This window comes from Smaragdicoccus niigatensis DSM 44881 = NBRC 103563 (assembly GCF_000380645.1).
Taxonomy (GTDB): Bacteria; Actinomycetota; Actinomycetes; order Mycobacteriales; family Mycobacteriaceae; genus Smaragdicoccus; species Smaragdicoccus niigatensis.
The window spans coordinates 995,331-1,017,712 of record NZ_AQXZ01000018.1 but is presented as its reverse complement, the minus strand read 5'-3'; the positions used below and the strand labels follow the sequence as shown (position 1 = coordinate 1,017,712).

The 22,382-nt window shown below is 63.7% G+C and carries 21 protein-coding genes; 11 read left to right on the top strand and 10 right to left on the bottom strand.

Annotation, left to right across the window (positions count from 1 at the left end):
• Positions 1-271 precede the first annotated feature (271 nt).
• Entirely contained in the window at positions 272-1,504 is a 1,233-nt protein-coding gene (locus F600_RS0121155; RefSeq protein WP_018158706.1) for an IS110 family RNA-guided transposase, read from the top strand.
• Positions 1,505-1,525: 21 nt separating this feature from the next.
• On the opposite strand, the gene F600_RS0121150 is transcribed toward F600_RS0121155, so the two are convergent.
• The gene (locus tag F600_RS0121150) at positions 1,526-2,140 is read right to left on the bottom strand and encodes a hypothetical protein (RefSeq protein ID WP_018162657.1); all 615 of its coding nucleotides are present in this window, start codon (positions 2,138-2,140) and stop codon (positions 1,526-1,528) included.
• A gap of 124 nt (positions 2,141-2,264) precedes the next feature.
• On the opposite strand from F600_RS0121150, the gene asd reads away from it, so the two are divergent.
• Together asd and F600_RS32465 are read left to right on the top strand one after the other, a co-directional pair.
• Positions 2,265-3,161 (top strand): archaetidylserine decarboxylase, encoded by an 897-nt coding sequence (gene asd, locus F600_RS0121145; RefSeq protein WP_018162656.1) that lies wholly within the window; start codon positions 2,265-2,267, stop codon positions 3,159-3,161.
• 57 nt (positions 3,162-3,218) lie between these two features.
• The gene (locus F600_RS32465) at positions 3,219-4,052 is read left to right on the top strand and encodes a PASTA domain-containing protein (RefSeq protein ID WP_018162655.1); all 834 of its coding nucleotides are present in this window, start codon (positions 3,219-3,221) and stop codon (positions 4,050-4,052) included.
• A gap of 29 nt (positions 4,053-4,081) precedes the next feature.
• Here F600_RS32465 and F600_RS0121135 read toward each other — a convergent pair whose 3' ends face one another.
• Together F600_RS0121135 and F600_RS0121130 are read right to left on the bottom strand one after the other, a co-directional pair.
• The gene (locus F600_RS0121135) at positions 4,082-5,062 is read right to left on the bottom strand and encodes a metallophosphoesterase (RefSeq protein ID WP_018162654.1); all 981 of its coding nucleotides are present in this window, start codon (positions 5,060-5,062) and stop codon (positions 4,082-4,084) included.
• On the bottom strand, positions 5,059-6,138 hold the full coding sequence (locus F600_RS0121130; protein ID WP_018162653.1) for an ADP-ribosylglycohydrolase family protein: 1,080 nt from the start codon (positions 6,136-6,138) through the stop codon (positions 5,059-5,061). The genes F600_RS0121135 and F600_RS0121130 overlap by 4 nt, the downstream gene beginning before the upstream one ends.
• Before the next feature lie 81 nt (positions 6,139-6,219).
• On the opposite strand from F600_RS0121130, the gene F600_RS0121125 reads away from it, so the two are divergent.
• Positions 6,220-6,900 (top strand): NUDIX hydrolase, encoded by a 681-nt coding sequence (locus F600_RS0121125; protein WP_018162652.1) that lies wholly within the window; start codon positions 6,220-6,222, stop codon positions 6,898-6,900.
• Here the strand turns inward: F600_RS0121125 and F600_RS0121120 are convergent, their stop codons facing one another.
• Entirely contained in the window at positions 6,901-7,257 is a 357-nt protein-coding gene (locus F600_RS0121120; RefSeq protein WP_018162651.1) for a cupin domain-containing protein, read from the bottom strand.
• Between the two features lie 226 nt (positions 7,258-7,483).
• Between F600_RS0121120 and mihF the strand changes: the two genes are divergently transcribed.
• From mihF to F600_RS0121090, 6 genes are all read left to right on the top strand, one after another.
• A complete protein-coding gene (gene mihF, locus F600_RS0121115; protein WP_026306794.1) occupies positions 7,484-7,807 on the top strand; it encodes an integration host factor, actinobacterial type in 324 nt (107 codons plus the stop codon).
• Positions 7,788-8,423 carry a guanylate kinase gene (gene gmk / locus F600_RS0121110; RefSeq protein ID WP_051090860.1) on the top strand — a complete coding sequence of 212 codons (636 nt, stop codon included), beginning with the start codon at positions 7,788-7,790 and terminating at the stop codon, positions 8,421-8,423. The genes mihF and gmk overlap by 20 nt, the downstream gene beginning before the upstream one ends.
• Positions 8,420-8,686 (top strand): DNA-directed RNA polymerase subunit omega, encoded by a 267-nt coding sequence (gene rpoZ, locus F600_RS0121105; protein WP_018162648.1) that lies wholly within the window; start codon positions 8,420-8,422, stop codon positions 8,684-8,686. Before gmk ends, rpoZ begins: the two co-directional genes overlap by 4 nt.
• Positions 8,687-8,722: 36 nt before the next feature.
• Positions 8,723-9,958, top strand: coding sequence for a bifunctional phosphopantothenoylcysteine decarboxylase/phosphopantothenate--cysteine ligase CoaBC (gene coaBC / locus F600_RS0121100; protein ID WP_018162647.1), 1,236 nt, complete (start codon positions 8,723-8,725; stop codon positions 9,956-9,958).
• 76 nt (positions 9,959-10,034) lie between these two features.
• Positions 10,035-11,237: a methionine adenosyltransferase gene (metK, locus tag F600_RS0121095; RefSeq protein ID WP_018162646.1), complete on the top strand. Its 1,203-nt coding sequence runs from the start codon at positions 10,035-10,037 to the stop codon at positions 11,235-11,237.
• Complete coding sequence (locus F600_RS0121090; protein ID WP_174523580.1) at positions 11,234-13,183, top strand: primosomal protein N'; 1,950 nt, start codon at positions 11,234-11,236, stop codon at positions 13,181-13,183. Before metK ends, F600_RS0121090 begins: the two co-directional genes overlap by 4 nt.
• Here F600_RS0121090 and F600_RS0121085 read toward each other — a convergent pair.
• The 5 genes from F600_RS0121085 to msrB all read right to left on the bottom strand — a co-directional run bounded on the left by F600_RS0121085 (position 13,180) and on the right by msrB (position 19,732).
• Positions 13,180-14,793 (bottom strand): ABC transporter ATP-binding protein, encoded by a 1,614-nt coding sequence (locus F600_RS0121085; RefSeq protein WP_018162644.1) that lies wholly within the window; start codon positions 14,791-14,793, stop codon positions 13,180-13,182. The two genes, F600_RS0121090 and F600_RS0121085, sit on opposite strands and share 4 nt — an antisense overlap.
• On the bottom strand, positions 14,790-15,701 hold the full coding sequence (locus F600_RS29260) for an ABC transporter permease (protein ID WP_081628938.1): 912 nt from the start codon (positions 15,699-15,701) through the stop codon (positions 14,790-14,792). Before F600_RS29260 ends, F600_RS0121085 begins: the two co-directional genes overlap by 4 nt.
• A complete protein-coding gene (locus F600_RS0121075; RefSeq protein ID WP_018162642.1) occupies positions 15,698-17,251 on the bottom strand; it encodes an ABC transporter permease in 1,554 nt (517 codons plus the stop codon). The genes F600_RS29260 and F600_RS0121075 overlap by 4 nt, the downstream gene beginning before the upstream one ends.
• Before the next feature lie 22 nt (positions 17,252-17,273).
• Positions 17,274-19,094, bottom strand: a complete 1,821-nt coding sequence (locus F600_RS0121070; RefSeq protein WP_026306791.1) for an ABC transporter family substrate-binding protein — start codon at positions 19,092-19,094, stop codon at positions 17,274-17,276.
• Positions 19,095-19,198: 104 nt separating this feature from the next.
• A complete protein-coding gene (gene msrB, locus F600_RS0121065; RefSeq protein ID WP_051090859.1) occupies positions 19,199-19,732 on the bottom strand; it encodes a peptide-methionine (R)-S-oxide reductase MsrB in 534 nt (177 codons plus the stop codon).
• 153 nt (positions 19,733-19,885) lie between these two features.
• Here msrB and msrA point away from each other — a divergent pair, with 153 nt between their 5' ends.
• Positions 19,886-20,596, top strand: coding sequence for a peptide-methionine (S)-S-oxide reductase MsrA (gene msrA / locus F600_RS0121060; RefSeq protein WP_018162639.1), 711 nt, complete (start codon positions 19,886-19,888; stop codon positions 20,594-20,596).
• Here the strand turns inward: msrA and F600_RS0121055 are convergent.
• Positions 20,593-22,323, bottom strand: a complete 1,731-nt coding sequence (locus F600_RS0121055) for a cytochrome c biogenesis protein CcdA (RefSeq protein ID WP_018162638.1) — start codon at positions 22,321-22,323, stop codon at positions 20,593-20,595. The genes msrA and F600_RS0121055 overlap by 4 nt on opposite strands.
• Between the last annotated feature and the right edge of the window lie 59 nt (positions 22,324-22,382).

The window sequence follows — 22,382 nt, the reverse complement described above, 5'->3', positions numbered from 1 at the left end:
TCCTAATGGGAACAGATCAGCTGCGTGTCTAACGGTCCGATCCAGAACTGACTGACGCAGGCTGGTCACCGAACCGCTGGCTGGTGAGCACCCGTTCCTCCTGGAACGATATTCGATTTCTAGCGCTAGATCGTGCCCCAGCCAGCCGGTGAGGTTCCTGTAGCGCTACTGGGATGTCGTGCCATCACGAGCACTGATCCATTAGGTCGCCGCCAGGGTCCTCCAGGTTCACCACCCCCAACAAGGAGCAGACCATCAAGGGAGGTAGCCGATGATCTTCGTCGGCGACGACTGGGCCGAAGACCACCACGACATCCACATCATGAACGCCACCGGAACCCGCCTCGCGGCACGGCGACTGCCCGAAGGCCTGCCCGGCATCCGAACCCTGCACGAACTGATCGCCACCCACGCCACCGACCCGACACAGGTCGTGATCGGCATCGAAACCGACCGCGGCCTGTGGGTCAACGCGATGGTCGCCGCCGGGTATCAGGTGTACGCGATCAACCCCCTCGCCGCCGCCCGATACCGCGACCGGCACACCGTCTCCGGCGCTAAATCCGACGCCGGCGACGCAAAACTACTCGCTGACCTGGTCCGCACCGACCGACACAACCACCGCCCGATCGCCGGCGACAGCGCCGAAGCCGAAGCGATTAAGGTCCTCGCCCGCGCCCACCAGAACCTCATCTGGGCCCGAACCCGGCACGCCAACGCGCTGCGCTCAGCACTGCGCGAGTACTACCCCGCCGCCCTCGAGGCGTTCGACGACCTTACCGACCGGGACGCGCTAGCGATCCTGAGCCGTGCCCCAGCCCCTGATCTCGGTGCCCGGCTGTCAATCTCAGCGATCTCAGCGACCCTCAAACGCGCGGGGCGCCAACGTAATACCGATCAGCGCGCGCACGAGATACAGGCCGTACTGCGCACCGAACAGCTCACCACCGCCACCGCTGTCGTGGGCGCCTTCGCCGCCACTACCCGGTCCGCGACCGCGATCATCGGTGAACTCAACCGCCAGATCAGCGAACTCGAAACCACGCTGGCCACCCATTTTGAGAAACACCCGGACGCCGCGATCGTTCGTTCCCTGCCAGGACTTGGTACTGTCCTCGGCGCCCGGGTGCTCGGTGAATTCGGGGACGACCCCGAGCGGTACACCACCGCCAAGTCTCGCAAGAACTACGCCGGAACGTCACCACTGACGATCGCGTCGGGGCGAAAACGTGCGGTCCTTGCTCGTCATATCCGCAACAAACGGCTCTACGACGCGATCGACCTGTGGGCCTTCTGCGCCCTCACGAGAAGCACCGGCGTACGCACCTACTACGACCAGCGTCGCGCCGCCGGCGACCTGCACCATCAAGCCCTGCGCGCGGTCGGCAACCGGCTCGTCGGGATTCTGCACGGCTGCCTACGCCACAAAGCCCTTTATGACGAAGACACCGCCTGGAACCACCGACAAACAGGGCAAAACGAAAGACTTGCTCCAGTCGCTTGACAAGCTACGGACCTGGGATGTCTAGCTAGCGGGAGCTGTCGGCATCGCAGTTTCCAGCCCCGCGAGCGAATGCGGGATGACAAACCCATGAGGCAGCGGGGCCAACTCGTGGTCTTCGAACTCGTCTCCTCCGTCGTCGTTCCAGCACCACACCTTCAACGTGAACGGACTGCCCGGGCGAACGCGCATGAAATCATGCGCAGCCTGCGCGAGGCGGCGGGCGATCTCCGGAACTCCGACGGAGGGCCACAACATCTCCTGGACGGGGTTGTCTCGCCAGATGGGTTGGCTCGCGAACTCGGGGTGGTCCTTCGGCACGAACTTCGGGTTCATCCAGTCGTGCTCACACGCGCGCTGCCAGGCCGCCTCGGTGGTCGGCTCCTTGAACTCAATGAGCATCGACGGCGTGTAGTGAATGCCCTGGAAGTAGCGACCACGCGGGAAGTTGACGAGAAACGAACTGCCTTCGGGCCACACCGTCACGAATTCCGTGAGCATGGTGTGCATTGCCTGCTCCAGAGCGAGGTCCTCGCTGGCGCGCACGTCGACTGTGAGCGACCGCCAAAGCGGTGGGTGGCAGCCTGCCATCGTGGCGGTGAGCTCGTGGATTTCGATCGTCTTGTGGAGATCGGTCATGGATACCTCCTTGTGGTGCCTGAGCAGTGTAAATGCAGGGTCTGACAAGTTCGGTGCGCGTCCGGACCGTCTCTTATTTGGCTTCATTAACGGCCCGGACAGCTGGCCTGGCACACTGACCTTCATGCAGGCGACAAAGGTGCAGCTGAGTAAGAAGACCGACGCCCGCATTGGCGACCGGCTGTTTGCAGCGCTCCAACTCGCGCTGCCCACCCACCTGATGTCTCTGGTGGTGCACTGGTTCTTGCGATTGGAAATTCGCTGGCTCAAGAACCTCGTCATCGGCTGGATCATGCGTGCGTACGACATCCGGCTCGACGAATTCGTCGTCAGCGATCCGAAGCAGTTCCGGAGCTTCAACGACTTCTTCACGCGCGCGCTCAAACCGGGACAGCGGCCGATGCCCGAGGATGCGCACGCCACCGCTTGCCCGGTCGACGGCTTCATGTACCAGCACGGCAATATCGAGAGCGGCCGCATCTTCCAGGCGAAGGGTCAGTCCTTCGACCTGGTGGAACTCCTGGGTGGCGATGCGACGCGCGCAGAGGCCTTCCAGGGCGGACAATTCGCGACGATTTATCTCGCGCCCAAGAACTACCACCGCATCCACATGCCGCTCGACGGGCGCTTGCAGGAGATGGTCTACGTTCCGGGCCGGCTGTTCAGTGTGAATCCGGCGACGTCGCGCGCAATGCCCAATCTGTTCGCTCGCAATGAACGCGTGGCTGCCTTGTTCGAGACGGCAGTCGGGCCGATGGCCATGGTTCTCGTCGGGGCACTCTTCGTCGGCAGCATCGAAACGGTATGGGCCGGCGAGGTCACCCCGCCGAACCGATCAAAGGTCGAATCGACTCGTTACCCCGAGGGTGCGACGACCTTGCAGCGGGGTGAGGAGATGGGCCGTTTCAACATGGGATCGACCGTGATCCTGCTGTTCGGCCCGAATGCCGTGGACTGGGCCTCGTCGTTCGAAACCCATCAGCCGTTGCGCATGGGGGAGACGCTCGCGCTGCCGCGCTAAGCGCGGCTCCGACCTTGTCAGTGCCCACTCGTATCCTCCGGCGAGAAGGAGGCACGGATGGCTCAAAGCAAGCAAGGCGGCGGCACCGCGATCGCAGTGATCGGTGTGCTCGTCGTGATTGGGCTCGTAGTGAAGGTGGTGACCTTCATTGTCGAGCAATGGCGGGTCACGCTTCCGCTCGCAGTTCTCGCCGCGGGCCTGTGGTTCCTCGTCAAATGGCTCGTGAAGCGAAACAAATGGTTGATCGCGGAGCGAGAGCTCGAGGCACAGCGACAGGCTGCGCTTTCCGCACGCGCTGAGGCCCAGCACCAGGCGGCGATGAGTGGTTCTGACGCCGGAATCTATGGGGAGTTCCCGCCTGTCGACCTCAACAGCGAGGAACTGCGGCCGACGGCAGGTCGGGCGCTCGCCTATGTCTCGTCAGTCCCAAAGCCGCCTACCTGGGAGGGGAGCGTTGCAGCCGCCGCAGTACTGATCGGGGTCATCGGGCTCGCGGTGTCGGGCGGATTCCAGACGCACGAAGAGTCGGTGCCAGCATCAGCACTCTCAACGACGTCGAGTGCCGCATCCACCTACACGACCATGCAGTCCGTCGTCCCGACGAATGTCCAGGCGGCTGCGCCGACAACATCGCCTCCCACGGCCTCCCCGCGGACGTTAGTGCCGATGCCAGACGTCGCCTGTATGAATCTCCAAGCCGCGCAGGACCTGATCCAGGAGGCTGGCGTCTTCTACTCGCGAAGCCAAGACGCGACGGGGCAGGGGCGAATGCAGATCTATGACCGAAACTGGGTCGTCGTCAGGCAAGATCCTGAACCCGGTGCGCTGATTGGCGAGGGGGATGCGCTGTTATACGTCGTCAAGTATGGGGAGCCCGGCGACTGCTCATAAGCGCGGGTGAACGAGCAGACCGCGCACCCTCACACCTGCACGTAGTTCGCCGCCGAAATTGTCTTCTCGCCTGACCACCGGTACGCCGTCAGCCGCCCACCTCGCACCGCACTGAAGTCAACGCAGGCGGTGTAGGTGGTGTAGTCATGCCCAGGCTCGGGCGAGCCCTGACGCCAGTAGTGGCCGTAGAAGACGGGCACCTCGTCGGTATACGCGCCCGAGGCCGGCAACTCGATCTCCGGGAGCTCGGGGTACGGCTGGCCATCCTCGGTGTGGAAGTTTCCGCCCATTTCGGCAAGGCCGCGCAGCGTCGCCGGACCGTCATGCCACCAACGCAGGCGCGCTCGGCTGCGCACATGCCCGTCCTTGTCGACGTACGACGCCTGCCGGTGCCTGGCCAAGCTGATTTCGGGGCCTTTGAGGACGGTTTCCACCGTGGTGAACAGGGGATCGTCGGACCTTGACGCGCGAACGATCTGCTCGGCAGACGTGAACCGGCTGCCACCCAACTCCTGCTCGAGGTAGGAGATTGAGTCCGGGTCCCAGCACGCGTGCACGACTCTCAAGTCGCCGAGGTCGAGCCACAGCGGGATCGTCATGAACCAATCGACGTAGTACTCACGCTCGTCAGGAGTCAGCTGAGTAAGGAAGGCATGATGCTGGCGCCCGTTGGCAGCGGTGTGCCGACGCAGGTACTCACCGGGGTTGTCCGGGTCCGGGGTTGCGTAGGCGATCGCATTGAATTCGTGGTTGCCCATCGCGATGAGAGCAGTCCCCGCGTCGACCATGCCTTTCACGATCTCGAGCGCGCGCGCATGCTCGGAACCGCGGTCGATCAGATCGCCCACGAAGATCGCTTTGCGCGTCGGATGCGCGTACGCGCCGTCCTCCACGTAGCCGAGTTTGGTCAGCAGGTCTTCCAAGGCTGATGCGCAGCCATGGACGTCGCCGATGATGTCGTAGCCGTTGAGGTCTATGTCGTTCTCCTTCGATTTGTAGAAGCCTCTCACCAGCCCGGGTAGCGGTCGAAGTCGAGCGCCTCCGGGCCGTGCAGAAATGACGCAATGAAGTCGTCGACGAGCTCGAGAATCGTGCCTCGTCCCTCGACCCGGGCAGCCAACTCCGTTGGCAGAGCCTCGACGCCGTGCAGTGCACCGAGGATGTTGCCGCAGATCGAGCCGGTCGAGTCGCTGTCGCCGGAATGCGACACCGCAAAGCTGAGCCCGTCGAGAACCTGGTCGTGCGAAGGGAAGCACAGCGCTGCGTACACCGCGATCGCAAGCGCCTCTTCGGCGTAGAAGCCACCCCCGAGAGATTCGAGGCGCTCGACGGATGGGCCGGCCCCTGCCAATGCGCGAGCGTCGAGGAGCGCTCGAATCGTCTGCTCAGCGTCCGGCCGTCCCTGCAACTTCGACAATGCGAAGTCGACCGCGGGTTCGAGGCGGCCGCCGGCCACGATGTGCTGAATGATCGCGGCAAGCGCAGCGGCGGCAAGTTGTCCGGTCGGGTGGCCATGCGTGTAGCTCGCGCAGGTTGCGGCTGACTCGAACGGCCAGTCTTCGTTGACGTTCTCTTCGATGACCCGCGGTGGCACGAGGCCGAACGGCGCACTCCGCATGACCCCGCCGCAACCCCGCTTGTTGTTCTCGGCCGGCATTCCGAAACCCTTGCCTTTGCTGGCCTGGAGGGCGCTCAGGCATGCGCCGCCGGGGGAGCGCTGCACATACAGCCACTGCTGAGCCGCAAGCCAGCCGTCCCGTTCGCCGCTCGGCTCGCGCAGCTCCTGCGTGTCGAGCCAGCGCTGGTAGGCGTGGTGGATGACGCCCAGGGTGAAGCCGATGCCTCGTTCGGTGCGGACGTGGGCGCGAATCATCCCCTCGAGCGTGAACATCGTCATCTGCGTGTCGTCGGTGATCTCGCCGATCGCCGACGCGAACGTCCGAACGCCGCGCGGATGGTCTCGGTGGATTCGCTCAGAGCTGGCGAACTCCACCGGATTCCCGAGCGCGTCGCCGATGGCCCCGCCCAGGATGGAACCGCGAACGCGGGAGCTGTAGATAGCGAGGTCAGTGTGTGTCTGCGTCAAGGCAGCCTCCCAAATGTCACTTAGCGCAAAACTGCGCTTACAAATCCAACCATAGCGCATACTTGCGCTTACTATCAAGTGGTGACCTCCTACGTGGACCGACAGGGCAAGCGACTCGACGAATATCCACGACCTTCAGTTGCCGTCGACATCGCCGTGTTGACCGTCGATGCGGGATGTCTAAGTGTGGTCGTCGTTTCGTCACGTCACGGAGATGGCTTGCCAGGCACCTTCATTCATCAGGGCGAGACGCTGGCGGTGGCGGCGGGCCGCGCTCTGGCTGAGAAGGCCGGAATCTCCGGGCTCGACTTCCATCAGCTCGCGGTGTTCGACGAGCCGGATCGTGACCCGCGCGGCTGGGTGCTCTCGGTGGCACACAGTGCTGTCGTTCGTCGCGACCGATTGCCTGACGATGTTCAGCTGCGGCCCGCGCGAAGCTCCCGGTCGCTCGTGTTCGACCACGATGCGATCGTCGGTCTTGCGGTTGCCGACCTGGAACAACGGTACGAAGAACAGCTTGATCCCGGGCATCTCCTAGATGCGGAGTTCACCTTGCTCGACCTGCGGCGACTGTACGAGACGATCTACGGCTTCGAGATCGAGAAGGACACCTTCCGGCGACGGGTGATCGGGTCACTCGTCGAGACGGGCCGAACGACGACCGCCGGAGGTGGACGGCCGGCGCAGCTTTTCGGTCGCCGCCGCGACGTCAAAATGAACGCGCACGCCAGACTGCAGCATCTGGCGGCGAAGGGACGCTGACTACTGCGGGCCACCGATCGGGCCGAGCGTGAGCGCCTGGCGGCGTTGGTGCACCGTCAGATAGCGCATCCCGTGCGGACCCGCCGCGAATCCGCGACGCGACTGTCGTGGAAGCAGGAGAAGATCGCCGGCCGATACGGCCGCCGATCCGCTGTCGGTGATGAGGAAGCCGGATCCGTCCAGGATCTGAAGGAGGACATCTACTTCGGCCCCGACGTGGACGCCGATCTCGGCGTCCGGCGCGAGTTGCACGATGTTGGCGTCGAGATCGCGCTCTGGGTCGGTGAGTTTCCATTGCACACCGGGTGCACCTGTGGAGTCCGTCGTGCTGACGAGCGAGGTCGGTTGACGCGTCATTCCAGACACCCTAGGCCCTCGGGGAAAAGAGAAAATGCAGCCGGTGTGGCCTGCCTAACAACAAAATTGCTGGATAAACCGGGAGTGTCGCCGTACCCGGGTAGCAACTCTGCAGGATTCCTCGCCTAGTATCTGTGAGGACACAGGTGACAGACCTGGGCCGTGATCGCGCCGCAAGGCGTGCAATATGGGTCCGGCCGAACAGAAGACACGAGACGGAGGAACTGTGGCTCTTCCCAAGTTGACCGATGAGCAGCGCGCCGCTGCGCTCGAGAAGGCGGCAGCTGCACGCCGGGCGCGGGCCGAGCTCAAGGAGAAGCTCAAGAAGGGCGTCACCGACCTGAAGAAGGTCCTCGACGACGCTGACACTGACGAGATCCTGGGCAAGATGAAGGTCTCTGCCCTGCTCGAGGCTCTGCCGAAGGTTGGCAAGGTCAAGGCACAAGAGATCATGAACGAACTGGAGATCGCTCCGACCCGCCGTCTGCGTGGGCTGGGCGAGCGTCAGCGGAAGAACCTGCTTGCACGGTTTGACTTCTCCGACAAGTAGTTCCACATCGGGCAGTGGACGGGGCCGACTGGTTGTACTGGTCGGCCCCTCTGCCGTCGGTAAGTCGACGGTCGTCCGTCGTCTGAAGGAACAACTACCCGAATTGGTGTTCAGCGTTTCCGCCACGACGCGCGCGCCGCGGCCTGGCGAAGTCGAGGGACGCGACTATTACTTCGTGACCGACGCCGAATTCGATCGCATGATCGACACCGGTGACATGCTCGAATGGGCCACGATTCACGGCTTGCAGCGGTCCGGCACTCCCGCCGCCCCGGTTCGGGCGGCACTGGAGGCTGGTCATCCGGTTCTCGTCGAGGTTGACCTGCAGGGTGCAAGACTGGTGAGAGCCGCAATGCCGGAAGCGATTTCGGTGTTCATCGCGCCGCCGAGCTGGGACGAGCTAGTGGCCCGGCTGCGCGGCCGGGGGACCGAGTCGCCGGAGGCGGTCGCACGTCGCCTCGAGACGGCTCGAACCGAACTTGCGGCGCAAGATGAGTTCGACGTTGTCCTCGTCAACGACGCGGTGCAGCGGGTGTGCGATGAATTGGTAAGCTTGATGGTTGGGGCATATTCTGACCCGACTCAAACTTCAGCAAATACAGGAGAACGCGAGTGAGCGCTCAGCCCCAGTACGACACGCCGATCGGTATTACCAACCCGCCGATCGACGAGTTGCTCGAGCGTACGTCGTCGAAGTACGCGCTGGTCATCTACGCAGCCAAGCGTGCTCGCCAGATCAACGACTACTACAACCAGCTCGGTGACGGCATCCTCGAGTTCGTCGGTCCGCTCGTCGAGCCGGGTCTCCAGGAGAAGCCGCTGTCGATCGCCTTGCGCGAGATCCACGAGGACCTTCTCGAGCACACCGAAGGCGAGTAAGACCTTCACTCCCGCACAACGAGGTAGGAGAACGGCTTGACCCGGTCCGCGCGAATCGTTGTTGGTGTTTCGGGCGGCATCGCCGCCTATAAGAGTTGTGCGCTCATTCGGTCCTTCACCGAGAGTGGACATCAGGTTCGGGTCATCCCGACACCCTCGGCGCTGGAGTTCGTCGGCCGTGCGACCTTCGAAGCCTTGTCCGGCAACCCGGTGCACACCGGCGTCTTCAACGACGTGCCGGAGGTGCCGCACGTGCGGTTGGGTCAGGAAGCTGACCTGGTCGTCGTCGCACCTGCCACGGCTGACCTCATGGCGCGGGCGACTTCCGGACGCGCCGACGATCTGCTGACCGCCACCCTTCTGACCGCGCGATGTCCCATTCTGTTCGCGCCGGCGATGCACACCGAGATGTGGGAACACCCGGCCACGGTCGCGAACGTCAAGACCCTGCGCGATCGGGGCGTCACCGTTCTCGAACCATCGGCGGGTCGCCTCACCGGCAAAGACACCGGTCCGGGCCGACTGCCTGAACCGGAAGAGATCTTCGCGTTCGGGTCTCTGCTCCTCGAGCGTTCCGACGCCGTTCCGCGTGACCTCGAAGGAAAGCGGATCGTCGTATCGGCCGGCGGAACGCGTGAAGCTGTCGATCCCGTTCGATTCCTGGGTAACCGCAGCTCCGGCAAGCAGGGCTACGCCATCGCACGGCTCGCCGCTCAGCGAGGTGCTCGCGTCACGCTCATTTCCGGCATCACGTCGGGTCTGCCGATCCCGGCGGCCGTCGATGTCGAGCATGTCCAGAGCGCCGCGCAGATGAAGCAGGCCGTATTCAAGCACTCCATCGACGTGGACGCGGTCATCATGGCTGCGGCCGTTGCGGACTTCCGGCCAGCCGAGGTCGCCGTGGCGAAGATCAAGAAGGGTGCGGACGAGCCCGAGTCGATTCCGCTTGTTCGCAACGACGACATCCTCAAGGGGCTCGTCCAGGCGCGGACTTCCGGTGAGTTGCCGGGCGAGACAGTCATTGTCGGTTTCGCGGCCGAAACCGGAGACGAGAACGGCAGCGTCCTCGACCACGCCCGTGACAAGCTGTCCCGCAAGGGTTGCGACCTGCTGGTCGTCAACGCGGTCGGCGACGGTAAGGCCTTCGAAGTCGACCACAACGACGGGTGGATTCTTTCCAATTCAGGCGGAGAATCGGCACTGGAGCACGGCTCGAAAGCGTTGATGGCAAGTCGGATTCTCGATGAACTCGGGCAGTTGCTGCGGCGATGAGAATCGTCGCCTACTCTGTGCCTGACGTCGTGTCGACTAGGCCTTATTACTACGAACGAAGGACAAGGGAGATCAAGTGAGCGGTCGTCTTTTCACCAGTGAGTCCGTCACCGAGGGGCACCCGGACAAGATCTGTGACGCGATCAGCGACTCGATCCTCGACGCGATGCTCGCCTCGGACCCGAACGCGCGCGTCGCTGTCGAGACCCTCGTGACCACCGGACAGGTTCACGTCGCTGGCGAGGTCACCACCTCGGCCTACGTCGACATCCCGAAGATCGTGCGCGAGAAGGTACTTGAGATCGGCTACGACTCGTCGTCGAAGGGCTTCGACGGCAACTCGTGCGGCGTCAACATCGCCATCGGTGCGCAGTCGCCGGACATCGCCCAGGGTGTCGACAAGTCGCACGAAGCGCGCGTGGAGTCCGCGGAGGACGCCATCGCTGCCCAGGGTGCCGGCGACCAAGGCCTGATGTTCGGTTACGCGACCATCGAGACCCCGGAGCTCATGCCGCTGCCGATCGCGCTCGCGCACCGGCTGTCGCGCCGCCTGACCGAGGTCCGCAAGACCGGCATCCTGCCGTACCTGCGTCCCGACGGAAAGACCCAGGTCACCATCGAGTACCAGGACGACAAGCCGGTTCGCCTCGACACCGTCGTGCTGTCGACGCAGCACGCCGAGGACATCGACCTCGACAACATGCTGACGCCGGACATCAAGACGCAGGTTGTCGATTACGTTCTCGCCGAGCTCGGGCTCGAAAGCCTGGACACCTCGAACTACAACCTCTACGTCAACCCGACCGGCCGCTTCGTTCTCGGCGGTCCGATGGGCGACGCCGGCCTGACCGGCCGCAAGATCATCGTCGACACCTACGGCGGCATGGCCCGTCACGGTGGTGGCGCCTTCTCCGGTAAGGACCCGTCGAAGGTCGACCGCTCGGCTGCATACGCGATGCGTTGGGTCGCGAAGAACGCGGTCGCCGCCGGTCTTGCAGACCGCATCGAGGTCCAGGTCGCGTACGCGATCGGTAAGGCCGCTCCCGTCGGGCTGTTCGTCGAGACGTTTGGAACCGAGAAGGTTCCGACCGACAAGATCATCGAGGCGATCAACGCGGTGTTCGACCTGCGTCCGGGCGCGATCATCCGTGACCTCGACCTCAAGCGTCCGATCTACGCGCAGACCGCTGCGTACGGCCACTTCGGTCGCACCGATGTCGACCTCCCGTGGGAGAACACGGACTGGGCGGAGAAGCTGCGCTCCGCAGCCGGCCTCTGAGCAGCGAAGATGTGACGAAAGCAGCGGTCGGAATCGCAAGAATCCTTCCGCTGCTTTCGCTTTCTCACCTCGACCGCGCGTTTGACTACGTGGTCGCGCCGGAGCAGGATGCCGAGGCTCAGCCCGGTGTTCGGGTTCGGGTGCGGTTCGCGGGTCGGCTCGTCGACGGCTATGTGCTTGAACGTGTCGAAGAGTCGACGCACAAGGGAAAGCTCGGCCGGATCGATCGGGTCGTTTCGCCCGAGGTCGTGCTGCCGCCGGCGACTCTGGAATTGGTGTCGGCGGTTGCCAAACGGTATGCCGGGACCCGGGCGGACGTACTTCGGCTTGCGATTCCACCGCGTCACGCGCGGGTTGAGGCCGAAACCTTCGACGCGCCAGCGGCGTTCGACGGTCCGGCGATCGATGGCAGTGGCTGGTCGAAATACGTGCGCGGTCCGGCCTTCGTCGACGCGTTGCAGGCCGGGCGTGCACCCCGTGCCGCCTGGCAGGCAGTGCCCGGCGAGGATTGGCCGCAGCGGATCGCGGAACTCGCGGCGACGGTTGCGGCCGCCGGAAAATGCACAGTTGTCGTCGTTCCGGACCAGCGGGACCTCGTTCGTGTTCGGGACGCCTGCTCGGCCGTTCTCGGTGCCGAACATGTCGTCGGACTGAGCGCAGAGCTGGGCCCGGCGAAGCGCTATCGTGCCTGGTTATCAGCGGTACGGGGGAGCGCGAGCGTGGTTGTGGGCACGCGAAGTGCCTCCTTTACACCGGTTCGGGAACTGGGACTCATCGTCATCTGGGACGACGGCGATGACAACCACGCCGATCAACGCGCGCCCTATCCGCATGCTCGGGAAGTCGCGCTGCTGCGGGCACACCAACGATCGTGTGCGTTCGTCGCTGCGGGGTTCGCTCGGACTGCAGAAGTGCAATCGCTTGTCCAGACCGGGTGGGCGCACGATCTCGTGGCCGAGCGCGCCGTCCTCCGCGAGTACATGCCGAAGATCTCAGCCCCGGGCGACAGCGACAAGGCGCTTGAACGCGATCCTTTGGCCCGGGCCATCCGGGTCCCCGCGGTGGCGTTCGAAACCGCGCGCAACACGCTAGCGGCCAACGAACCGGTTCTCATTCAGGTTCCGCGACGCGGCTACGTACCCACTCTCGCGTGCACGAAGTGCCGGACTCCAGCGCGATGCCGTCGGTGCAACGGCCCGTTGTCGCAGGCTGGCGGGGGGAGCCTTGAGTGCCGTTGGTGCGGTGTCGGCGACGCCGGATACCGCTGCCCGACGTGTGGCTCCCAGTCGTTGCGAGCAGTCGTGATCGGCGCCGAACGGACGGCAGAGGAGTTCGGCCGCGCCTTCCCTGGAGCTGTGGTGAACAATTCGGCAGGTAGTGAGGTGCTGTCGAGCGTCAAGGGCGGCAAGCGGCTGGTCGTCGCGACGATCGGCGCAGAGCCACCGGCCGAGGGCGGCTACGGAGCAGCACTTCTGCTCGACGGGTGGACGCTGCTTGCGCGGCCGGACTTGCGAGCCACTGAGGAAGCGCTCAGACGCTGGATGAACGCGGCGGCGCTCGTGAAGCCGGGCGGGCGGGTCATCATCGTGGCGGATCCTGCCGCACCAACCGTTCAGGCGTTGATCCGGTGGGACCCGGTCGGGCATGCGGTCAGCCAGCTCGACGAGCGCACCGAGGTGCGGTTCCCGCCAGCGGCCCGCATGGGCTCGGTGTCAGGATCCGCTGCGGCGATCGCTTCGTTCGTGGAGACAGCAAAGCTGCCCGATGTGGTCGAGGTCCTCGGACCAGTCCCCATCAACGGTGGAGAAGAGCGGTTGCTGCTGCGCGTTCCGCGGAACGCGGGAACGGCCCTGTCGAAGGCTCTTGCCGACGCACAGGCGATCCGAAGTGCGAAGAAGGATGCGGAGTCGGTTCGGGTTCAGGTCGATCCGGTGGATATCGGCTAGCGCCCGACTTCCCGTCTCCTCCTCTGCTCCGCCGGATCGGGATAGGGCACCGCGGCGATGAGTCGCCTCGTGTATTCGACCTGCGGATCGTGCACGATCTCATCCCGAGTACCGAGTTCGACGATCTTGCCCAGGTTCATCACGGCAATGCGGTCGGCCAGCATCTCCACGACGGCGAGATCGTGGCTGATGAACAGGCACGCGAAACCGTGTTCGCGTTGGAGGTCCTGGAAAAGGTCCAGCACCTTGGCCTGCACAGATACGTCAAGCGCCGACGTCGGTTCGTCGGCCACGAGAAGACGCGGTTCGAGCGCCAGCGCGCGTGCGATTCCGACCCGCTGGCACTGTCCGCCGGACAGTTCGTGCGGGTAGCGATTCCGGAAATCGCGCTGCAGTTGCACGCTGTCGAGCAACGCCTCGACCCGCAGCGCGAGCTGCCGCCCACGAAGCTTCCGATGCAGGTAGAGCGGCTCGCCGATCGACTCACCAACGGGAATCCGTGGATTGAGCGAGGAGCCGGGGTCCTGGAAAACGATCCCGATCTGGTCGCGCAAGCGCCGGAGCGAGTTCGCGTTATTCATGTCGACGCCGGCCACCTCAAGCCGACCTTCGGTGACGGGCAGAAGTCCCACGACCGCGCGACCGACGGTGGTTTTGCCCGATCCGGACTCGCCGACGAGACCCAGCACTTCACCTTCGCCGAGAGTGAAGCTGACGCCGTCGACGGCTCGGAAGGCCGGCTGACTCTTCCGCTTCGGATATTCGAGGACGAGGTTCTCGGCCACCAGAACTGGGTTTCGCATCGGCGGTGCGGAGCGAGCGGAAACCGTCCCGAAGTGCGGCACCGCCGCCAGCAGTTTCCGCGTGTACTCATGCTCTGGGTTCTTGAAAATCGAGGTAGCCGTGCCAGACTCGACGATCTGCCCGTCCTTCATGACCACGATTCGATCCGCGATATCGGCGACGACGCCCATGTCATGGGTGATCAGGATGATTCCTGCGGATATTCGTGCCCGGAGGTCGTGAAGCAGCTTGAGAATCTCGGCTTGGACGGTGACGTCGAGCGCGGTGGTCGGCTCGTCGGCGATGAGAAGGCTTGGCTCGCACGCGAGGGCCTGGGCGATCATCGCGCGCTGGCGTTGCCCTCCGGACAATTGGTGTGGGAAAGCATGGAAGCGACGTTCGGGCTCGCGGATTTCGACGAGTCTCAAGAGGTCGACGGCTCGATCGTGTGCCTGTTTAGGAGACAGCGTGAAGTGCGACTGGAGCGTCTCGACGATCTGAAACCCGATCGTGTAAACGGGATTCAACGACGTCCCCGGATCTTGGAAGATGACCGCGACCTCCTTGCCGCGGACCGCCCGCAGGGATGCGCCCCGAAGTCCGATGAGATCTTTGCCGTTGAGTTCTGCGCTGCCGCGGACTCGCGCGTTGCGGGGTACGAGGCCCACGAGCGACATCGCGGATTGCGTTTTGCCCGCACCGGATTCACCGACAATGGCGAGCACCTCACCCCGATTCACGGTGTAGCTGAGGCCGACTGCGGCCGGTGTCCAGGTGCCGTCCACATAGAACTCGACGTCGAGGTTCTCGACTTTCAACAAGGTCATCGAATGAACCTCCAGCGGGCGGAGGGCAATCGCTGCTGACGAGGATCGAACGCATCGCGAAGACCGTCGCCGACGAAGTTGACCGACAGCGCCAGCACGATGATGAAGAACCCGGGCCACCAGAACAGCCACGGTCGAGTCGAGAACGCTGCCTGGTAGTCGGAGATCATCTTGCCGAGCGAGATGTCCGGGGATGAGATTCCGAATCCGAGGAAGCTCAAGCCGGTCTCCAGCAGCACCGCGGCCGCCATGAGCAGCGTCGTGTTGACGATGATCACGCCCATCGCATTCGGCAGGAGATGCTTGCGGATGATCCGGAACCCACTCGCTCCGGCCACGCGGGCGGCGTCGACGAACTCTCGTTCGCGAAGCGTCAGGAACTCACCGCGGACCAGTCTGGCGAGTGTTGTCCAGAAGATGAGGCCCAACGCGACGGCCAATGCGGTGGGACCGTTGGATTGGACGAGTTTGCCCAGCACCGCCCCGATGACGATCACCGGAAACGTGATGACGAGGTCCGTGAGCCGCATTAGCGCGTGGTCGACCCAGCCGCGGTAGTAGCCGGCGATCGCCCCGACCGTGATGCCCATCAGACACGCGACGACGCTGAGGACGACCATCACGTAGATCGAGGTCTGAACGCCTTTCATGGTCAGCGCGAAAACGTCATGGCCGACGACGTCTTGCCCGAACGGATGGTCGCGGGTGGGGTGGCCACCGTTTTCGATCGGTAGGAGCGCGGTGTGGTCGTACTTCCACCAGCCCGGGATGTGCCAGCCGGCGACGCGCACGCCGACCGACGAATAGCTCACGATGACGATGAGTAGAAGGATGGCCAGCCCAACCATTGCGGCTCTATGCCGAATGAATCGGTGGAAGACCAGTTGCCCTTCGGATTGTGGCTTCATGCATTCACCCGAATTCGAGGATCGAGCACGGCATAGAGCAGATCGGCGACGATGTTCGCGACGACGGCAAGAACTCCGACGATGAGGACGTACGCCATCACGGTGTCCTGGATGTTGTTGCGCAGGGCGTCGACGAACAGACGGCCCATTCCGTACCAGCCGAAGATCGTCTCGGTGAAGATCGCGCCGCCGATGACGGTGATGATGTCGACCGGAACGATCGAGGCGAGCGGAAGCAGCGCGTTCCGAAGTGCGTGTCGCATGACGACGGTCCGTTCGGTGAGTCCCTTGGCTCGGGCCGTACGGATGTAGTCCTGGTTCATGACCTCGAGCATCGAAGCGCGCGTGTACCGCGTGTAGGCCGCGAACTGAATGAGCACGAGCGTGATCGTCGGCAGCAGCAGGTGAGTGAGGGTGTCCAGCGTGTGGATCCAGAAACTGCCGGTCAGGTTCGGGGTATGCGATCCCAGAGTCGCGATCGGCCGGCCCTTGATCTGCGGATTGTGGACGTAGGCGTACCACGATTGCATCAGGCGGTCGACGAAGAGGAACACCGCGACGACGAAGGCCGTGAGTGCCGCGGAGCGAGCCGAGCGAGCCGGGTCCGGGCCGCGCCAGGCCAGGCCAACACAAACGCCGACGACAACCGCGAATACGGCGAGACCCAGGATGAGCGGCCACGAAATGTCAACGGAATTCCAGAAGGCGAGCATCGGGTAGTAGAGCGCGATGCCGATGACCGCGACGCTCACCGAGGAGTACAGGGCCCGCCGGTTGCGAAGGCCGGTGCTGAGTGCGGTGATGCCGAACGCCGCACCCAACGCAGCCAGCGACACCACGAGCAGATCCAACGGGCCACCGCGACTCGGCCGCTCGAAGACATCTCGCGCGTTGGCGTACAGGCAGAGAACGACCACCAGGACTAGCGCGATGCCGCCGGTCCGAAATCGTCGGCTGGCTGGACCGCCGAGCGCAGCGCTCACGACCAATGCGACCGTCACCCCGGCGCCTCCGATCACCCAGACCGAGATGTGGGGATCGGCGAGAAAGTCATTGAAGTCGATTGCGAGGTAGTACTTGGCCAACACCGCGACCCAGAAGGTTGGAAGGGAGAACAGCAGGAACGAGACGAAAGTGATCGAGTAGTCGAAACCCGAGTACTGGCGAAGTGCGCTGACCAGTCCGACCGCGATACCGAACACGATCGCCAACGCCGTTGCCGCGAGCACCAGTTCGAGCGTGGTCGCGATTGCGCCGGAGAGTTGTTCGGTGACTTGCTGGTTCTTGTCCCAGTCGACGCCGAGATTGCATCGCCCGTAGAGACATCCGGCAGCGCCCTGGAGCCAGTCCCAGTACCGCGTGATGACGGGCTCGTTCAGGTGCAGTCGCGCGGTCAGAGCGTCGATCTGCTGCTGCTTGTTCGGAGCGGTGCTGCCCTGGAACTTCTGCAGTGGGTTGATCGCCGCAGCCACGAGGTAATACATGATCAGGGACGAGATGAGAACCACGAGCGCCGACGTGATGAGGCGCTTGGCGAGGAAGGTGATCATCTTCGGGTCCCCGGCTTCGTTGTCAGGGGATGGTCCAGTTCCAGAAGCCGTAGAAAATGGTCGGTGCCAGGACTGCCGGGTCGACGTTCTCGACCCGATCCTTCTTTCGGATCGTCACTGCGGGGTACTGGTAGATGGTCAGGCTGGTCGCGTCCTCGAACAGCAAGGTGTCGATCTTCTTTCCCAGCGCGACCTGGCCGTTGCCATCGGTCGTGCGACCCATCTCGGAGAACAGCCGGTCGACCTCCGGGTTGGAGTAGCCCTGGAAGTTGTTGCCGCCCTGCGAGGAATAGGTCGCAGCTGCCTCGGCCAGCGCCGTCGAACTCGACTGCCACGAGAAGAGCACCACGTCATAAGTGCCGTCTCCGAGCTTCTCGCTCCAGTCCGCGCTGCGTGCGTTGATCAGATGGAAGCCCGCGTCAGCGAGCGTCTGTTCATAGATGAGGTACGCCGCTTCGGCCCGTGGGCTGTCCTTGGCGTACATCACGCGGACGTCGATGGGCGTCGATACACCTGCCTTCTGCAGCAGGGCGCGCGAGGCTTTCGGGTCCGCGTTCGCGTAAGCGGAGCTGCCGTTCACCCGCACCGCGTCGGCGTAGGCCGGAACGTCAGGGGGGAACAGGAACGAATTGCGGACCGAGGCATTGGGTAGGACGGGTTTGACCAGCTTGTCGACGATCTCCTGCCGAGGGAAGCTGTGCAGGAAAGCTTGTCGGACGAGCTTGGCCTTATCGGCATCGCCGCCGTACGTTGCCGGATCGAACGGGCCCTTGTTGTTGACCACGAGATCGATGTGCGTGTAGGAACTCTGGGTTCCCGTTCGGACCTCGACCCCGCTGAGGCGCTTCGCGGCGTTCACGAGGTCCTCGGTTGCGGGCACGGAGATCAGGTCGAGCTCCCCGTTCTGCAGAGCCTGAACCTGTGCCATCGGGTCTGGGTTGAATCGAACGGTCAACGTGTCGACTTTCGGTTCCCGCATCCCGTGGTAGTTCGGGTTCTTCGTCAGCGTGGCGTACTGGTTTTCGACGAGATTCGTCAGCAGGTAGGCGCCGTTCGACAGGTAGAGCGACGAGTCTTTCGGAAGCGATGTGAAGTTGAAGCCGGAGTTCCAGAAGTTGGCGATCTTCTGCAGGGCTGTCTTGTCCCGGTCCTGAATCGCCATGATGAGAGCGGACTTTGCCTGTCGGGCGTCGGTCAGGCCGAGCGCATGCATGGCGGTGACATGAGCTGGAATGATCTCGCCGATCGTCGACATGTCGAGTTCCCAATCGGCCCAGGGCTGGTCGTAGGACAGCGTGAGCGACTTGTCGTTGTCGGAGATCTCCGGAGTGGCGGTGACGAGCGAAAGTCCTTGTCCGGGTACGTATGCGGCGGCATCGAAGAAGACTTCGGAAGCGGTGTTGTCCGGCTGGCCGGTCGCCTTGTCGCGGTGCACCTGGTCGGCGGCGACGGTATTCAATCGGCCACTGATGGCGCCCCATTCGAGGAGGAGATCCGCGGCGTCCACCGGAGTTCCGTCCGACCACTTCGTCGCGTCGTTGACGGTGTACTTCACGACCAGGGGGTTGTCGCTGACCTTGCGATACGTGCCGAAGGTTTCGTCCTTCGCAAGTTTCGAATCCGCCGTGTAGTAGTTGAAGCTCCCATTCATCAGGTACTGAATGTTCGCGTTCACGACGTTGTTGCCGTTGGTGGTGTTGGCGTTGTACGCGTAGAAGGCCTCTTCCCACGCGGTTGCCAGTGACGATTTCCCGCTGCCCCGAGCGTCGTCGTCGGGATTGGAAATCGAGCAGGCGGAGATCGCAAGGATCAGGCAGAGAATGACCACAAAACGACCGCGCATTGAACTGCCTTGCTCGCGAAAAACCGAGTCTCACTTGATCGTAGGGCGATGAGCAGGTGCACACTCCGAATGCGCGCGATTGAGCACGCGCGAGGTCGTTGCCGCTAGGTCGTCCGGAATGTGAGCGCGACACCGTTCATGCAGTAGCGCAGACCCGTGGGTTTGGGTCCGTCGTTGAAGACGTGACCCAGGTGCCCGCCGCAGCGTCGGCAGAGCACCTCTGTGCGGGACATGAAGAAGCTGTTGTCCGGCCGTTCGATCACGGCGTTGGCCAGCGGTTGCCAGAAGCTCGGCCAGCCGGTGCCGCTGTTGAACTTCGTGCTCGAGGAGAACAGGTCGAGGGCGCAGCCGGCGCAGGAGAAGATGCCAGTGCGGTGCTCATCGTTGAGTGGGCTGGTGAACGGTCGCTCGGTTCCTGCTTTGCGCAGTACGTCGTACTGAGCGGAGGTGAGGATTCGACGCCACTCGGAGTCGGAATGCGAGACCTCGAACGATCCCTTCGGCGGTTCTCCGGAGTCGGCCTTCGCTTCGTTGTGGCGAAAGCCACACCCCGCCAGCACTCCGAGCAAGGCCGCACCGCAGAGGATGCTTCGTCGGGTCAACGTCACCCGCGTCGGCGGGGTTGCAGGGTGGGTCATATCTCGACGGTACGACCGGCAGGAGGCGAAGAGTTCGCTGCGCTCCTTACCGAAGAATGACGTTCTACCTCGGCCGATGTTCCAGTGCCCGATTGGCAGGACACTGGTTTCATGGAAGAGACTGTGTCTCGCAGACCGCTGATTCGGCGGATAGTGCTTACTCTGGCAGGCGTCGGCGGGCTGGCCGTTGTGCTCGCGATGTGCACGGGCTACGTGCCCGGCGCGGAACGCGCGGTCAACGAAAAGGTTGCGAGCACAATCCCGGCACCGATCGTCGATGAGCCCGCTCAACCGGCGGGGAGTTCCGAAACCGTCGTGCTGGCGGGCGGATGTTTCTGGGGTGTGCAAGGTGTCTACCAGCACGTGCAAGGGGTGACCGAAGCCGTGTCCGGATATGCGGGCGGCAATGCCGATTCGGCGACCTACGAGTCCGTGAGCACCGGATCGACCGGCCATGCCGAATCGGTGCGTATCACGTTCGACCCGAGTCGAGTGACGTTCGGACAGCTGCTCCAGATCTTCTTCGCGGTCGTGCAGGACCCGACCCAGCTCAACCGGCAAGGACCAGACACCGGCACGCAGTACCGTTCGGCGATCTTCGTGCAGAATGCGAGCCAGCAGCGCGTTGCCGAGGCGTACATCGCGCAGTTGACGCAGGCCCGCGTCTTTCCGGACCCGATCGTCACGCGCATCGAGCCGACTGCTTCGTTCTTCCCGGCCGAGGCCTACCACCAGAACTTCCTGGACTCAAACCCCTGGTATCCGTACATCGTGGTCAACGACATCCCCAAGGTGAAGGCGCTCAAGAGCCATTTCCCGGCTCTCTACCGTGAGGAACCGGTCCTCGTGAATACCGCGTCCTAGCCGAACGTGAACGTGTAGACCCGGATGCCGGCGCTGTAGGTGAGCGTCATTGACGCGCGCTTCATGGGGCCCGAGTAGAGCTCGTAGAGGTTCGACGCTGACGTCACGTTGATCGTCCGGTCTGGTTCACCAGGAATCGACACCGTGACCGTGCCCTCGCCGTCGAGGACGTGGTAGACCTTCGCTGCGTTGAAGTTGAGCCGTAGCCGTGCGCCTGCCGTGCTCTCGAGGTACTCCTCCTGTGGGGTCCAGGTGCCGCCGAGGCTGAAGGTGTCGTTCGCTTGCGGATCGTTCAACGTAAAGGCCATCGAAGTGCCCGGCGTCGGTTTCTCCGTCCCCCGGAACGTTGAGGCGCGTTCATAGCCGAGGTACGTCTCCGGGGTCGTCCCCGCGCGGTAGGCGTCGACCTGCAGGTCGCCCAGCGGCGCGGGCAGAACGGCGTGCGGGTTCGCCTGCTCGAGTAACTGTCGGATCTGGGACTCGGTTATGTCGTAGCTGCCTTCGCCGAAGCGGATGGCCCGCACGGTTCCGTCGGCGTCGATGAGGTACTTGGCCGGCCAGAAGCGATTGCGGTAGTTGGTCCAGGTCGCGAGGTTGTTGTCTTGCGCGATCGGGTAGGTGAGTCCTTCGCGGTCGATGGCGGACTTCACATTTCCGGCGTCCTTTTCAAAGGCGAATTCAGGGGTGTGAATCCCGATGACGACGAGACCAGAGCTTGCGTACCTCTCGTACCAGGCCTCGACGTACGGTGCGTCGCGCTGACAGTTGATGCAGGAGTACGCGAAGAAGTCGATGAGCACGACCTTGCGCTTGAGTGCTCCGAGGTCGAGCCCTGATCCGTCGGCGGTGTTGAACCAGTGCTGGGTTCCGGTGATGGTCGGCGCTTGGCCGCAGGATGCGAGCTCGCTGGCACCGGGAGTGCATTTGGAAAGGTTCTTGTTCTGGGCGTTCTCCGATGGCGAGAGCGCTCCTTGAACGGTCGCGGAATCGGCGAGTCGCTGCTCGAGAGACTCGGTGTAGTTGGGCAATGCGCGCTGCACGACGTCCGGCAGGTTGAAAAAGAGGCCGATCGCGAGGCCGATCAAGACGACACCGCCGATGATGCGCAAGGTGCGGGCGCGCGAGCGGTAGGACTTGATCCGCTCGGCGGCTCGTTCGCCGGCAGCGGCGAACAGGAGCAACGGAAGTGCGGCACCGAGCGCGAAGAAGACCGTGAGTACGACCGTCCGCACGCCGACGTTGCCGGTGGCCCCCGCGACGGTGATTGCGGCTAGGACCGGCCCCGCGCACGGTACGTAAAGCGTGCCGAGTCCCATCCCGAACAGGAACGCGCCACTGTCGGGGTTGGTGATCTTCGGAAGTCGATAGAACGGCCGTTCGATCACGTGACCGAGAGCCGGAAAGATCAGACCGAGACCGACGAGGCCGAGGATGACGAGACCGATCCACCGGAGCAGGTCGTCGGGAAGGCTGAGCGCGGATAGGAGCGTGGCGCCGACCAGTGTGAAAAGGCTGAAACTGACCACGACGCCGGCGATGATCAGCAGCGGCCGGAATCCGAGCAGCCTTGTGACGGAAGACTTTTCGAGGGTAGCCACGGCACCGGTGGACGCTGCCGGCGTCGTGGCGCTGCCCGCGACGAAGACCATCGGCAGCATCGGCAGGACGCATGGCGAGACGCCCGTGATGAGGCCACCGACGAGACCGATGAGTGCCAACGTGAGCATGAATCAAACTTATGGGGCGGAACGTGCGGCAGATCTGTCCGAACCATGACGTCGGGATC

What these genes read in the sequence shown, in the direction of transcription:
- F600_RS32465 (WP_018162655.1), top strand. Translation starts at nt 3,219, where the DNA reads ATGGCTCAAAGCAAGCAAGGCGGCGGCACCGCGATCGCAGTGATCGGT.
- msrB (WP_051090859.1), bottom strand. Translation starts at nt 19,732, where the DNA reads ATGACCCACCCTGCAACCCCGCCGACGCGGGTGACGTTGACCCGACGA.
- F600_RS0121070 (WP_026306791.1), bottom strand. Translation starts at nt 19,094, where the DNA reads ATGCGCGGTCGTTTTGTGGTCATTCTCTGCCTGATCCTTGCGATCTCC.
- F600_RS0121150 (WP_018162657.1), bottom strand. Translation starts at nt 2,140, where the DNA reads ATGACCGATCTCCACAAGACGATCGAAATCCACGAGCTCACCGCCACG.
- F600_RS0121075 (WP_018162642.1), bottom strand. Translation starts at nt 17,251, where the DNA reads ATGATCACCTTCCTCGCCAAGCGCCTCATCACGTCGGCGCTCGTGGTT.
- F600_RS0121155 (WP_018158706.1), top strand. Translation starts at nt 272, where the DNA reads ATGATCTTCGTCGGCGACGACTGGGCCGAAGACCACCACGACATCCAC.
- F600_RS0121055 (WP_018162638.1), bottom strand. Translation starts at nt 22,323, where the DNA reads ATGCTCACGTTGGCACTCATCGGTCTCGTCGGTGGCCTCATCACGGGC.
- F600_RS29260 (WP_081628938.1), bottom strand. Translation starts at nt 15,701, where the DNA reads ATGAAGCCACAATCCGAAGGGCAACTGGTCTTCCACCGATTCATTCGG.
- F600_RS0121120 (WP_018162651.1), bottom strand. Translation starts at nt 7,257, where the DNA reads ATGACGCGTCAACCGACCTCGCTCGTCAGCACGACGGACTCCACAGGT.
- asd (WP_018162656.1), top strand. Translation starts at nt 2,265, where the DNA reads ATGCAGGCGACAAAGGTGCAGCTGAGTAAGAAGACCGACGCCCGCATT.
- F600_RS0121085 (WP_018162644.1), bottom strand. Translation starts at nt 14,793, where the DNA reads ATGACCTTGTTGAAAGTCGAGAACCTCGACGTCGAGTTCTATGTGGAC.